A 13,781-nucleotide genomic window follows, 5' to 3' on the forward strand; every position below is an offset into this window, starting at 1 on the left:
GCCATCAGCTTTTCCTGTTAGGTTTTAAAATCTGCCGCCCCTGCAGGATGAGTTTAAAACCCCTGCGCTTAATGGAAATAGCGCGTTGGTACTGATCATTGCCACGGCGGTTTTCCCGGTAAGCTTTCAGGATCATTTGCGCATCCAGCTGCCCTACTATTTCCTGTTTATTCGCTTTATTCACTACGGGCAGGGATGTAAGATTGTAGCGGCCCATGATGTCGATCGCCAAACCCAGCCTGCTTTCCGGGTACACATAAATGGTCTGGAATTCCAGCGGTGCGTCCATTTCATTTTTCTCCATCACGGTTTCTACGGACAGGTTTTGCAATACATCCGGTTCATATTTATCTGGCGTATAAACACCCCTCCGCTGAATTTTCTCCGTCATGATGGAACTCTTCATCATAAAAAAGGATACAAAGTAAGACGCGGTGCAGGCCCCCAGCAAGGGTAACAGCCCATGCGGCTGCACGGTGCATTCAAATGCGAATACGATGGAAGTAAGCAAAGCCCTGGCCGCACCGGCAAACATAGCTGCCATGCCGATCAATGCACAAGTGGGCAGGTTGATGGTACTGTTAGGAAAAATGCTGAGTACCAGCATGCCCAAAGCAATACCTGTGGCCCCTCCTATTGTCAGTAACGGCGCGAGCGTACCACCTGATGTTCCGCTGCCAAGAGAAACGGACCAGGAAATGAATTTCAGGAAACACAAGCCTAATACCAATTGCAAAGGCAATGAGCCAGACAGCAGATCCGTGATATTACTATATCCCACACCCAGCGTGTAAGGTGCAAAATAACCGGTTACACCTACTGCCACTGCTCCGATAGCTGGCCACCACATCCAGTGTATGGGAAGTTTTTCAAACAGGTCTTCAATGAAATACACACTCTTGGAAACTACTGCTGCTATTACACCGATCACCGCTCCCAGCAAAAGATACCAGAGCATATCCTGGTAGCTGGGCGACGGAATGTCCGGCATCGCAAACACAGGTGCCGTGTTAAATAAGAGATAATGCATGGCTGCACCGGTGGCACAGGCTAACGCTACCGGAATAATGGAACGTGGCGAAAATTCAAACAGCAATAATTCTATAGCGAGTAATACAGCGGCAATGGGCGTTCCGAAAATAGCCGCCATACCTGCTGTGGCACCCGCTGTGAGCATGATCTTCCTTTCACTGGGTGTGATATGCATGATCTGCCCTGCAAAAGAACCGAAAGCGCCACCCGTTGCAATAATAGGTCCTTCCGCACCAAATGGTCCGCCGGTACCAATAGAAATGGCGGCAGACAAAGGTTTGAGGATAGTGATGATGGGTTTGATCCTGCTTTCATTGGTGAGTACCTGCTCCATAGCTTCCGGAATACCATGCCCCCTGATGGCTGCAGAACCAGTGCGGGCAATGATCCCCACGAGTAAGCCTCCTATTACAGGGATCGCTATCACCCATATACCTAATTGATTTAAAGCAGGGCCATGTTCTGCAAAAGAGAACTGACCGTAAAAGGAAATATTGGTGATCAGGTTGATCAATGCCACCAGGGCCTTTGCCACAAAACCGATGATGATAGCATTCAATACTACCTGTATACTTAAAAAGAATACCCGTTTGGAAACAACCGGCTCTTCAGTTACATCCATGTCTGTGATCAGTGAAGGCGCAACGGGAATTGATTCATCCTTGTTCATATATTAGTTGATTTACCTGCAAAAGTATTGCATAAACAATATTATTAAGCATTATTTATTGTAAATTTGCATGATTAATATGATTTAAACAATGATTGACCACCCTAATTGCTTTCTCTGCCAGCATAGTTTACCGGAATGGAGTGGCGCTATTAGTACGCATGCCAGCCTGCTCCGTTTCAAAAAAGGACAGCGCATTTTCCAGGAAGGGGAACCGGCTACGGGCTTTTACTTTTTGCATGAAGGCAAAGTGAAAGTGCATAAACAATGGGGAGAAGAAAAAGAACTGATCATCAAGTTTGCGAAAGAAGGAGATGTACTGGGGCACAGGGGGATCGGGTCGCAGCAGCTGAATCCGGTTACCGCTACTGCACTGGAAGCAGGCAGCGCCTGTTTCATCACAGCAGATTTCTTTAAGACCACCCTTGCGGTGAACAACACCCTCACCTACCAGATGATGTTATTATATGCGCAGGAATTACAATCGGCGGAACACAGCATGCGGAACATGGTGCACATGGATGTGAAAGGCCGCATTGCGGATGCACTGCTGAAGATCAGGGAACTTTTTGGAACGGATGCAGAAGGGAATATCAATAGCCCGCTCACCAAACAGGATATGGCATCTTATGCAGGCACTACTTACGAAACGCTGTTTAAAGTTTTAAATGAACTGGCGTTGGAGAAGGTGATCACGGTAACGGGGAAAAACATCCAGGTAAAGAAAGAGAAGAAACTCAGAGAGTGCATACAATACAGTTAAAAGGAAAAAAGGGGAACATCGCTGTTCCCCTTTTTATTTATAAACTTTTCAGTGTTTCGATGATCTTTTTCTCTGCATCGGCCGGTGTCACTTCTTCTTTCTTAAAGGTCTGCCCGGTGATATTTTCGAACAGTTCTATGTAACGATTGCTTACGCTTTCCACGAATGCATCCGTCATTTCAGGTACCTGTTGTCCGTCTTTACCCTGGAAACCATTCTCCATCAACCATTCCCGTACAAATTCCTTGCTCAGCTGTTTTTGTGCTTCGCCGGCTTTTTGTTTGGCTTCATATCCTTCTGCATAGAAGAAACGGGAAGAATCCGGTGTGTGGATCTCATCTATCAGGTAAATGGTATCGCCGATCTTACCGAATTCATATTTGGTATCTACGAGGATCAGGCCACGTTTAGCAGCTAACTCGCGGCCACGCTGGAACAATGCAAGGGTGTATTTTTCCAGTTGCACGTATTCCGCCTCACTTACTAAACCACTGGCAATGATCTCTTCGCGGGAGATATCTTCATCATGACCTTCATGTGCTTTGGTAGTAGGTGTGATGATGGGCGCCGGGAAATAATCATTTTCCTTCAGGCCGTCTGGCATGGTTACGCCGCAAAGTACGCGCTGACCACTTTTGTAAGTACGCCATGCATGACCGGTGAGGTTACCACGCACTACCATTTCCACAGGAAAGGTTTCGCATTTCAAACCTACGGTAGCGCTGGGCAGCGGAACAGACTTTACCCAGTTAGGCACGATATCCTTTGTAGCATCCAGCATAATGGCTGCTATCTGGTTCAGCACCTGGCCCTTGTAAAGGATCGGACGGGGTAATACCACATCAAACGCAGAAATGCGGTCACTAACAAACATCACCATCCACTTATCTTCAATGGTGTAAACGTCCCGAACTTTACCTTTGTAGAAAGCTGTTTGGTTCGGGAAATTAAATGTAGACTCTAACATGCCGGATTATTTTAATAGATTACGTATTTTTTTCGGTGCTGCAAAAATACGCTGGTCGGAGTTAACTTTACAAAGCATTTTTTATGGAAGGGTCAGAAAAGATATATCAGCCTATTGATTGCGATTATTATGATCGCCTGGAAGCCTGGGCTACCATGCACACCATTTGCCTGCTGGTTTTCCTGGACGAAACTGGTGTGGAACAAACCGTTTCCGGCCGTATAGAAGACCTTTACGCTTTAAATAAAGTAGAATATTTACGGATGGACAACGGGTTACTGATCCGTTTGGATCAACTTTTGTCTGTAAACGGCACGCCTCTTCCGGGCGCCTGCTGATTAAAATAAAGGTTATGCAAGAAATCCATGAATTACTACTGGACCCTTCCTTCCAGGAAATAAGTATCACCCGTTTATTGATGGCATTACTGGCTGGCGCCATCCTGGGGCTGGAAAGGGAATTTCAGCGCAAAGCCGCCGGCATCCGCACGATAGCCCTTATTTGTGTCAGTTCTGCACTATTCACCATCCTCAGCGTAGAGATCGGTGGCCCCTCTACTGGGGACCGGATTGCATCTAATATCCTGACCGGTGTGGGCTTCATTGGTGCCGGGGTTATTTTCCGGGGAGGATTTACCATAGACGGTATCACCACCGCTGCCGTGATCTGGATCTCTGCAGCTATTGGCATGGCAGTTGGCGTGGGAGAATATAAGATGGCCTGGACGGCAGTGGGGATCTCTTTACTGGTGCTGTGGGGACTTTCTTTTGTGGAGATATACATTATGAAGGAACGCGAACGGAAATACTACGCCATCAAATACCAGGAGCGCTCTCTTTTAACGGCCGACCTGGAAGACATCTTTAAAACGCACCGCCTCAAAATAAAACAGATCTCCACTACTAAAACCATGCACAACCAGCAGGTGATCCTGGAAGGCAAGTACGAACTAACAGGGCCTACCGCCCAGATGGCTGCAGTAAATGACCTCCTGCTTAAAAATGAGCACATTATCCAGTTTGAAGTGGAACTCACCAAGTGATCAGTGTTTCTTATTTCCTATTGTCATTAACACCACCCCGCCAATTACGATCACGGAACCGATAACGGATTGCCAGGTGAGCACTTCGTCCACCACCAGCCAGCCCAGGAAGATAGCCACTACCGGATTTACGTAAGCATAGGTGGAAGTTAAATGTGCCGGGGCATTATTCACCAGCCAGCTATATGCTGTATAACCGATCAGCGAACCAAAGATCACGAGGTAAATAATAGCAGACCAGGCACGTACCGTCATTGTTTCAACTGTATGCCAATCATTGCGTTCGAGGAAATAACTTAAAATTATAGATGAAACCATCCCCGCCAGCATCTGGATGCCGGAAGAGGTAAATTGTTTAGGTGTATCCAGCCTCGGAGAAAGCAGGGAACCTAATGCCCAGGCTATGGAACCAACCGTTAATACAGGGATAGGCCATAACGGATATGCCCGCACGGCATTCGTAGCAGGAGAAAATAAATGAAACGGATCGAAGATGTAGAACAGGCCCACAAAACCCAATACCAGGCCCCAGAGGGTTAAAGGTTTGGGGCGTTCCTTGCTGAAAAAGGCCCAGTCCAGCGCAATGAACCAGGCTGGCAAGGCTGCAATGAACAGGGCTACCAGGCCGGAGGGCATATATTTTACGGCTAAGGCAACACCGGAATTTCCCATCCCTATCAGCAGCAGACCCACCAGGGCTGCATTCAACCATTGCTTGCGGGTAGGTATTTCCTTCTCCCGCCATAACCCGAAACTCAGCATAATGGTGCCGGACAAAATGAACCGCATGGCAGACAGGAGAAATGGCGGCACTGTTTCCGTACCTATTTTCATCCCCAGGTAAGTGGATCCCCAGATGATATATACAAGCCCTAAGGCTACGATGAGCTTCGTCTTTTTGGAGCTGGTGGTCATGACTTCTTTTGTTCTTTTTTCTTGCGGTGATACGCGTGTTTAACTTTTGAGACATCTCCACAGGTAGCCATACTACACCATTTACGGGACTTGTTCTTACTCCGGTCCAGGAATAACCAGTAACAGGCCGGGCATTTTTTCAAGAGGGATAACTCCTTGCTGGTCAATAATTCAGCTACACTTTGCAACATTAACCATGAAGGCTGTTCCAGTGCCGGGCGGGTAAAGATCAGCTTCATTTCCCCGCTGGCTTTTTCAAATTGCAGCTCAAGGTAACTCAAAGCATTGGCAACCTGTGTGCTCAATTGCTGTAATTCCAGTTCCGGGGGTTTCCCTTTTTCTGTCAACTGGCTCAGTACCCGGTAAAGTAATTCCCGGAGGGCAATGGCTTTTTCGAATTCCTGTTTTGCCTGATCGGGATATGCTTTGGCCAGGCGTTCTAAAACCTGCCGGGTTTTCGGCGGCATTACTTCCAGCCGTTCACAGAGATCGAGGAGGTGGCGGTAATTTTGGAGGTAGTCAATGCCGGCATCTTTACTTCGGTTGTCTTTTGTATTGACGAAGTTAAGACAGGCAATTCCGCCGTCCAGGCGCATGGTTTGTATGGTTTTAGCTTCAGACATGGGTAAATACTAACCGGCTAAATTGATTTTACTGGTTATACAAAGTTAGGCATAAACGGGTGTTTTCCAAACCCAATGTTTAGCTTTAATAGAGAGGGGTTATTAGATTGTAAACGAGTGGGTTAAAGGGGGTATTTTGAGGTGCCATAAATCCCTGACTAATAGTATTTTAAGTTGTGGTCTCCATGCAAAATCCTCAAAAATGAGATGAACAGATCTAAAATCTCCTGCAAAAGATGTTTCAGGCATACCAATCCCGTGTCAATCCCGTACCAATCCCGTATCAATCCCGTATCCATCCCGTATTAAGGTGGGGTACCTGTCAAAAATGCATCTGATTATTCCAAAATGACAGATTGTATTTATCTGATAAAACTCCTAATAAAACATTGGATATCAATATACAAACCCCTCTTCTTTTAGTTTATTCTTTCAATAGAAGTAAATCTTTAAGTATACAGTTATTAGAAGATTCATTGTATCTTGCCGCGCATTAATGTTTAATCCCGTGGAATATCTCAAACTATTAAGGCCGAAGCATTGGGCGAAGAACTTATTCCTGTTCATCCCCCTTTTTTTTGTTGGTGATATCTTCAATACCCAGAAGTTATGGGTGGTGTTCACCGGGTTCATTTGTTTCAGCCTGCTGGCAAGCAGCATCTATATCATTAACGACTACCGGGATATTGAGGCAGACAGGTCTCACCCCACCAAAAGCAAACGCCCCCTGGCATCCGGCTCGGTATCCAAAAGTGCCGCATTGGTGATCTTTGCCTTACTGGTGATCGTGGGTTTTGGCTTTGCCTATTATATAGACCAGAAATTCACCTTCGTCCTCAGCCTGTACTTCCTGCTGAACCTCGCATACTCCTTTGGCCTCAAGAACATCTCCATCCTGGACATCTTCATTGTATCCATTGGGTTTGTGCTGCGGATCAAAGCAGGTGGCATATTGTCCAAAGTAGCCGTGTCTGAATGGCTGATGCTGATGGTATTCCTCCTGGCCCTGTTCATGGCCATCGCCAAAAGAAGGGACGACATTGTACTGAAGATCGCTTCCGGGAAAGACATGCGGATAGCCTCCAAGGGGTACAATATGGACTTCCTGAACACCTCCCTGGCCCTTGTGTCTGCCGTGATCATTGTCACCTATCTCATGTACACCATGGACCATGCAACCATGGCCCGCTTTAAAACATACCGCCTTTACTATACCAGCATTTTTGTGATCGCCGGATTAATGAGATATTTACAAATAGCCTACGTGGAGAACAACACGGGCTCGCCAACTTCTATCCTTTACAAGGACCGCTTCATCCAGATAAACATATTGCTCTGGATCCTGAGTTTCTATGTAATTATTTATCTGCCAACAAATAAGAGCTTTTTTGAATGAGGAACGTGATCGCTTTCTTTGATTTTGATGGTACCATTACTACAAAAGACACCCTTTTTGAGATCATCCGGTTTCAGAAAGGCCCCACTGCGCTCTACCTGGGCATGGCGCTCTTATCTCCTTTACTGGTACTGTTTAAACTGAAAGTGATCTCCAACCAGCAAATGAAAGAGATCGTTCTCCAGTTTTATTTCAGGAATACACCGATAGAAGTGTTCCAGCAGTTATGCAATGATTTTTGCAGATTACGCCTGCCTTCCATTCTCCGTCCGAAGGCACTCAACGCTATTGCCTGGCACCAGGCGGAAGGCCATAAAGTATTTATTGTTACCGCTTCCGCAGAAAACTGGGTGGCCCCATGGAGCGAAACCCTGAAAGTAGGCTGCCTCGGCTCCGTTCTGGAAATAAAAGATGGATCAGTGACCGGCAAACTGGTGGGAAAGAATTGTAACGGGGATGAAAAGGTCTGCCGGATCAAGGAAGTGGTGCACCTCACCACCTTCGATACCATCTACGCCTATGGTGACAGCAGCGGGGACAAGCAAATGCTGGCACTGGCGCAGTATCCCGGATTTCGTGCATTTGAATAATAATATGCTTAAATTCAGGTTATGCCTGCAATCAAGAAAACTCCTATTGCATACTTCACAGAAGCACCTGCTGTGCTGGAAGCCCTGCAACAACTGGCCGATAAATATGATGAACCCGGCTCCTCTCACAATTACAAAAAACTTGTGATCTCTGACACCCTGGACGGTGAAGGATATCAATATGTGAACCTGGTACAGGAAGGTGGTGGTGTATTAGGTATTGCCCTGGTAGGTTACACTTACATCCTGGAAAAAGCGGGCATCCGTTTCATGCGGCTGGCGGGTACCAGCGCGGGCGCCATCAACACCACGTTGCTGGCTGTTGTAAAAGAGGACAAAGCGAATAAGCGCACCAGTTCTGAAAGGATCCTGGAATACCTCTGTGAAAAACCCTTCTTTGATTTTGTAGACGGGCACCCCTTCGCCCAAAGACTAATTAAATGGGTGGTAAAAACGGAGCACTTTGCGAAGCGTATCAAACGTTGTGGCTTATGGCTGGGCATCATTCTAACACTGCTCATCCTGCTGGACATTACCAGTTTCGGATTACTTTTTCACGACCCGATGTTCGAGGGCGTGGCCATTACCAGTTTTATCCTTACAGGCATTGTACTGATGGCATTAGGTTTCGTGGGCGGATACTTCGGCTACCTGATCCAACGGCTCAAAAACCGCGGCTTTGGCATTAACCCCGGCAAGAACTTTACGGACTGGATCAAAATGATCATGGAAAAGAACGGGGTGAATAACATTGACGACCTGGAAGCGGTATCTGAAAAAATACCGGCCGGTTTGCAGCTCAGGCCTGATGTACCCATCGATAAGAACCTGGGAGACAATCCCCTCAAAGGATTAAAACCGGATATCACCCTCATCACGTCGGACATTATCACCCAGAATAAAATTGAATTTCCGCGGATGTGGAATCTCTTCCGCGAAAACAAACACGAGATCCATCCGGCGGAATTTGTGCGGGCATCCATGAGTATTCCCATCTTTTTTGAATCTCACATCATCCGGGATATTCCGCGGCACCTGCCCATTATTCAAACCAACTGGCGCAATCACCTGCTGCTGGAACCACAGGATATCCCTACGGCAGTACGTTTTGTGGATGGCGGCATCTTATCCAACTTCCCCATTAATGTATTGTACAACCCGGAAGTGACCATTCCCCGGTTACCCACGCTGGGTATTGAACTGGACGATTCAACACCAACGGATAACACCATGAACCAGGCAGATAATCTCAGCCTGGGCGCTTATATAGGCAAACTGTTCAACACGGTAAGGTATTATTATGATAAGGACTTCCTGTTAAAGAACAGCCTTTTCCGAAAAGGAATTGGGGTGATCAAGGTAAGCGACTACAACTGGCTGGATTTTAATATCCCGGAAGAGAAACAGCGGGAGTTATTTGTGCTGGGTGCTCAGGCAGCCGCTAAATTCCTGCTGGAAGATTTTAACTGGGAAGAATACAAAACCGCGCGGATCATTGTACATCAACAGGTGAACACTTCCAGGAAAGATATGCGCGGCGCATCTGAACTCTTAACGCAAAGCAGGAAATAAGATGATGTTATACTTTACGATCTCCTTTTCGCTGATGCTGTTCACCGCATTGTGGATGTGGGCCCTGGCCAGAAAGTTTCAGTACCGCGATGCGGCTGGCGTGGAAACACCTTTCAGTATCCTGGACCTTCAGTTCCCGTCCTCAGAGCAGGAATTGTGCAATATTATAGCAGGGCTTTCTCCTGCTGCCAGGAAAGCGCTACGTGGGCACCTCTGGGTGGATTTCCTTTTCATGGCCGGGTTTTATCCTTCTATTGCTTTCCTCTGCATCATCGTGGGCGACAAAACGGGCGCAGGCCAATACTTCTTCTGGCTCATGGCCACTCTCCAGCTTTATGCCTGGATGTTCGATATCCAGGAAAACGGCTATTGCCTTCGCAAACTGCGCAAACCTGTGGTGAGTGCCACTAAAAATGCTTTCCAGTCGTACTCCTTTTTTGTGTACGCTAAATTCATACTGTGCCTGACGGGGGTGGCTGTTTCCGTTTCGGCGCTCTTCTATTGCTGGATCACGGGGAATTTTGAAATGGGATCTTTATGGTATGTAGGTGTGCTGCTGGTGGAATTATTGATTGCCTGGCGGATCAAAGCGGCGCTCTGATACAATATTTACAGGCTTCGATCGTCTTCTCTCCAAGGAACACTTAACTTCGCAGCCGTATGGAGCAACAGACAAAACGTGCAAAGATCACATTTTCAGGTATTCGCAACGCATTAAGACTTTACCAATATGCTAAACCCTACCGCTGGCAGTTTGGGCTGGGGCTGATGATGTTGTTATTATCCACCGGTGCGAGTCTCTCTTTTCCTAAACTTTTAGGAAACCTCATAGATACCAGTCATCAAGGCTCCTATGTGGAACACATTGAACGGACAGGGCTTATCCTGGTTGGTGTATTGATCCTGCAATCTTTATTTTCCTATTTCCGCATCCGGATCTTTGTGTCCGTTACAGAAAAAACACTCGCCTCGCTCCGGCAGGCTACTTATAGCCACCTGATCAAACTCCCCATGAAGTTCTTTGCAGAACGCAGAGTGGGCGAATTGAACAGTCGCATCTCTTCAGACATTTCCCAGTTGCAGGATATGTTCACTACTACGCTGGCGGAATTCCTGCGGCAGATCATTATCATTGTTGGCGGGATCATCTTATTATGGATCACCTCCATGCAGCTGACCCTTTTCATGCTGGCTATCCTGCCCGCCATTTGCATACTGGCGGTATTCTTTGGAAAGTTTATCCGGCGTTTTTCCAAACAAGTACAGGCGCAAGTGGCTGATTCCAATACAATCGTGGAGGAAACCCTGCAAGGTATATTTAACGTAAAGGCTTTTGCCAATGAATACTTCGAAATAGCGCGCTACAGGACTAAAACCAATGAAGCAGCCCGTACCGGTATCAAAGCCGGTGCTTACCAGGGAGCATTTGTGTCATTTATCATCCTGGGATTATTTGGCGCCATGGTAGCAGTTATCTGGAAAGGGGCATTATTAAATGCACATGGTGATCTCGGATTTGGCCAACTCTTCTCCTTTGTGCTTTATTCCGGTTTCATTGGCGGTTCCATCAGCGGACTGGCAGAGATCTATACCCGTATTCAAAAAGCCATCGGAGCCTCTGAAAATCTCCTGGAGATACATGATGAACCGATAGAAGATATTCACCTGCTCTCTGCAGAACAAAAAATACCGGGCATTTCCGGCGACATCCGTTTTGAAAGTGTGAGCTTTTCTTATCCTTCCCGCAAGGACATTCCTGTACTGCATGATGTGAGCTTTCATGTGCAGCCAGGCTGGCAGGTAGCTATTGTAGGACCCAGTGGAGCTGGTAAATCTACCATCGTTTCTCTCTTGCTGCGTTTTTATGATCCTGCCAACGGCGCTATCCTGTTTGACGGTAAAACAGCTTCTGCTTACGACCTTTCTGTTTTGCGAAACCAGATGGCAGTTGTACCACAGGATGTATTCCTCTTCGGCGGCACTATCCTGGAGAACATTGCTTATGGTGATCCCACCGCTACGGAAGAGAAGATCATTGAAGCAGCTAAGAAAGCCAATGCATGGGAGTTCATTCAGAAGTTTCCTGAAGGATTACAAACTATTGTGGGAGAACGCGGTGTGCAATTATCCGGCGGGCAGCGTCAGCGGATAGCGATAGCCCGCGCTGTTTTGAAGGACCCGCGTATCCTTATACTGGACGAAGCTACTTCTGCACTGGATTCAGAATCAGAACGTTTAGTGCAGGATGCATTGGATAAACTGATGCAGGGGCGTACTTCTATTGTGATCGCACATCGTTTGTCTACTGTACGCAGAGCAGATCTTATACTTGTAATGGATAAGGGTATGATCGTGGAAGAAGGAACACATGTGGAACTGATGGAGAAAGAAGAAGGGTTATATAAAGGATTGAGTGAATTACAGTTTACGGTGTGATCCATTCTTTAAACGCCGCCGCTTTATCTTTACTCACCATTACCTGCGGTGGCTTTTCCATCTTTAACTGCACATTTAATTTCCCGGTATCATCTGAACGGTAGCCTGTTAGAAAGCGCTTCTGCACAATACACTGCCGGTTGGCACGATAGAATTGCTGGGGGTCCAGCAGTTCTTCCACTTCATCCAATGAACGGCAATCTGTGATCCATTGCCGCCCGTCTGCCTGGTGCAGATAAATTAATTCCTGCTTTGTAAAACACACGATCTCTCCTACCGGTACCACATACACGCTGCGGCCATAATGGACAGTAAAGCTCTCTTTAAAAGCCTGCTTGCGCTGCTGGTGCTGCACAAATTGCATCAGCTCCTGCAGGTATACCGGATTGCTGTATTTCTCCCGCAACAATGCGAATTTCTTAAAGGCATTTTCCAGTTCTTCCACATCCACCGGTTTCAATAAATAATCAATGCTGTTGATCTTGAATGCCCTGATGGCATAATGATCATAAGCCGTGGTGAAGATCACAGGGCAGGCCGGTTGCAGGTGATTGAACAGGTCCAGGCTGATGCCATCAGATAACTGGATATCTGCGAGGATCAGATCCGGCTGCGGTTGCTGCGTTAACCATTGTGTAGCTTCCCGCAGGCTGGCCAGCGGGCCCATCAGTTGCCAGTCCGGCTGCAACTGTTTTACCAGCCGGAGTAAATGTGCCGCCACCAAAGGTTCATCTTCAAGGATCAGTACTTGCATATACGTTGGTTTACAATAAAGGCAATGCTACCGTGAAAGTTTCTGTTTCATCTTTTATCACTACCGGGCGGTCACTCAGAAAAGCATATAAACTTTTCAACTGCTCCAGTCCTTGTTTATCAGAGTGCGCCAACTGCCTGCGGATCTGTTTGTTATTCGTTACTTCCAGGTAACCATCTTTCTCCGAAATACTGATGTGCAAAGGATTTCCGGGATGCACCTCATTGTGCTTCAGGGCATTGTCTATCAGCATTTGAAGTGTGACCATAGCAATCCCTTTATCATACGATGATGCATCTACCTGGATCTCAATCACCAGCGCTTTCTCAAATCTAATTTCCAGTAAAGCGATGTAATGCGCCAGGAAATCCAGTTCCGTTTTCAGGTTCACTACTTCTTTATCCCTGTTCTGCAACACATACCGGTACACTTTAGCAAGATGGCCAATGAAGCGGGAAGCCAGGTCCGGGTTCACTTTTATCAGGCTATCCAAAGAAGTGAAAGCATTAAAAAGGAAATGCGGATCTACCTGGTTCTTTAACTGGTGATATTGCAGTTGCACTTTTTCTTTTTCCAGCCGTTCTGTTTTTATCACCCCTTCTTTCCAAACCGCCGTGAAATGCTGGCCGATCAATGCCATGTTCACCGCCAGTGATACCAGGTTATTGATAGTAGCTATCATGGCCCTGGCCAGGTTGCTGATCTCAAACTGCGGCAGCCTTTCGAGAAAACTCAGCACGATGGTCCTGAGAATAAATACCAGCACCAGCCCTATCACTACCTGCAGGATCACACGGCCATAGAGGCTCTTTGAAAATGGCAGGAAGCGGTTCAATAACCGGTGAATAGCAGCGAGTATCGTCCAGATGATCTGTGTAACAATGATCACCGGAATGGAAAATAACAGGTGCCGCGGAATGGACATGGGCCCAACGGCAGACCGGATGCCCCATGCCACTATTACAAAGGCCAGTGTAATGGCTACGCGTAATGCATGTTTTTTCAGAAATGATTCCATAGT

General features: G+C 46.9%; 14 protein-coding genes. 8 read left to right on the forward strand and 6 right to left on the reverse strand.

Annotated features, from left to right (window positions below):
- Window positions 1-4 precede the first annotated feature (4 nt).
- Window positions 5-1,702 carry a chloride channel protein gene (locus GFS24_RS05515; RefSeq protein ID WP_153658579.1) on the reverse strand — a complete coding sequence of 566 codons (1,698 nt, stop codon included), beginning with the start codon at window positions 1,700-1,702 and terminating at the stop codon, window positions 5-7.
- A gap of 91 nt (window positions 1,703-1,793) precedes the next feature.
- On the opposite strand from GFS24_RS05515, the gene GFS24_RS05520 reads away from it, so the two are divergent.
- Window positions 1,794-2,465 carry a Crp/Fnr family transcriptional regulator gene (locus tag GFS24_RS05520; RefSeq protein WP_153658580.1) on the forward strand — a complete coding sequence of 224 codons (672 nt, stop codon included), beginning with the start codon at window positions 1,794-1,796 and terminating at the stop codon, window positions 2,463-2,465.
- Between the two features lie 37 nt (window positions 2,466-2,502).
- Here GFS24_RS05520 and GFS24_RS05525 read toward each other — a convergent pair whose 3' ends face one another.
- Entirely contained in the window at window positions 2,503-3,432 is a 930-nt protein-coding gene (locus GFS24_RS05525; RefSeq protein ID WP_153658581.1) for a phosphoribosylaminoimidazolesuccinocarboxamide synthase, read from the reverse strand.
- A gap of 83 nt (window positions 3,433-3,515) precedes the next feature.
- Here GFS24_RS05525 and GFS24_RS05530 point away from each other — a divergent pair, with 83 nt between their 5' ends.
- Window positions 3,516-3,770, forward strand: a complete 255-nt coding sequence (locus GFS24_RS05530; RefSeq protein WP_153658582.1) for a hypothetical protein — start codon at window positions 3,516-3,518, stop codon at window positions 3,768-3,770.
- A 14-nt stretch (window positions 3,771-3,784) separates the two neighbouring features.
- Window positions 3,785-4,474, forward strand: a complete 690-nt coding sequence (locus GFS24_RS05535; protein WP_153658583.1) for an MgtC/SapB family protein — start codon at window positions 3,785-3,787, stop codon at window positions 4,472-4,474.
- Here the strand turns inward: GFS24_RS05535 and GFS24_RS05540 are convergent, their stop codons facing one another.
- Window positions 4,475-5,389, reverse strand: coding sequence for an EamA family transporter (locus GFS24_RS05540; RefSeq protein WP_153658584.1), 915 nt, complete (start codon window positions 5,387-5,389; stop codon window positions 4,475-4,477).
- Window positions 5,386-6,012, reverse strand: coding sequence for a CGNR zinc finger domain-containing protein (locus GFS24_RS05545; protein WP_153658585.1), 627 nt, complete (start codon window positions 6,010-6,012; stop codon window positions 5,386-5,388). The genes GFS24_RS05540 and GFS24_RS05545 overlap by 4 nt, the downstream gene beginning before the upstream one ends.
- A gap of 508 nt (window positions 6,013-6,520) precedes the next feature.
- Here GFS24_RS05545 and GFS24_RS05550 point away from each other — a divergent pair.
- Genes GFS24_RS05550 through GFS24_RS05570 form a run of 5 tightly spaced genes read left to right on the forward strand, consistent with a single transcriptional unit; the run spans window position 6,521 to window position 12,006 of the window.
- Window positions 6,521-7,408: a UbiA prenyltransferase family protein gene (locus GFS24_RS05550; RefSeq protein WP_371729908.1), complete on the forward strand. Its 888-nt coding sequence runs from the start codon at window positions 6,521-6,523 to the stop codon at window positions 7,406-7,408.
- The gene (locus GFS24_RS05555) at window positions 7,405-7,998 is read left to right on the forward strand and encodes an HAD family hydrolase (RefSeq protein WP_153658587.1); all 594 of its coding nucleotides are present in this window, start codon (window positions 7,405-7,407) and stop codon (window positions 7,996-7,998) included. Before GFS24_RS05550 ends, GFS24_RS05555 begins: the two co-directional genes overlap by 4 nt.
- 21 nt (window positions 7,999-8,019) lie before the next feature.
- A complete protein-coding gene (locus GFS24_RS05560; protein WP_153658588.1) occupies window positions 8,020-9,570 on the forward strand; it encodes a patatin-like phospholipase family protein in 1,551 nt (516 codons plus the stop codon).
- Between the two features lies 1 nt (window position 9,571).
- On the forward strand, window positions 9,572-10,171 hold the full coding sequence (locus tag GFS24_RS05565; protein ID WP_153658589.1) for a hypothetical protein: 600 nt from the start codon (window positions 9,572-9,574) through the stop codon (window positions 10,169-10,171).
- Between the two features lie 59 nt (window positions 10,172-10,230).
- Complete coding sequence (locus GFS24_RS05570) at window positions 10,231-12,006, forward strand: ABC transporter ATP-binding protein (protein ID WP_153658590.1); 1,776 nt, start codon at window positions 10,231-10,233, stop codon at window positions 12,004-12,006.
- Here the strand turns inward: GFS24_RS05570 and GFS24_RS05575 are convergent.
- On the reverse strand, window positions 11,996-12,760 hold the full coding sequence (locus GFS24_RS05575) for a LytTR family DNA-binding domain-containing protein (protein WP_153658591.1): 765 nt from the start codon (window positions 12,758-12,760) through the stop codon (window positions 11,996-11,998). The genes GFS24_RS05570 and GFS24_RS05575 overlap by 11 nt on opposite strands.
- A gap of 10 nt (window positions 12,761-12,770) precedes the next feature.
- Window positions 12,771-13,778, reverse strand: coding sequence for a sensor histidine kinase (locus tag GFS24_RS05580; RefSeq protein WP_153658592.1), 1,008 nt, complete (start codon window positions 13,776-13,778; stop codon window positions 12,771-12,773).
- Between the last annotated feature and the right edge of the window lie 3 nt (window positions 13,779-13,781).

Source organism: Chitinophaga sp. SYP-B3965 (genome assembly GCF_009647655.1).
Classification (GTDB): Bacteria; Bacteroidota; Bacteroidia; order Chitinophagales; family Chitinophagaceae; genus Chitinophaga.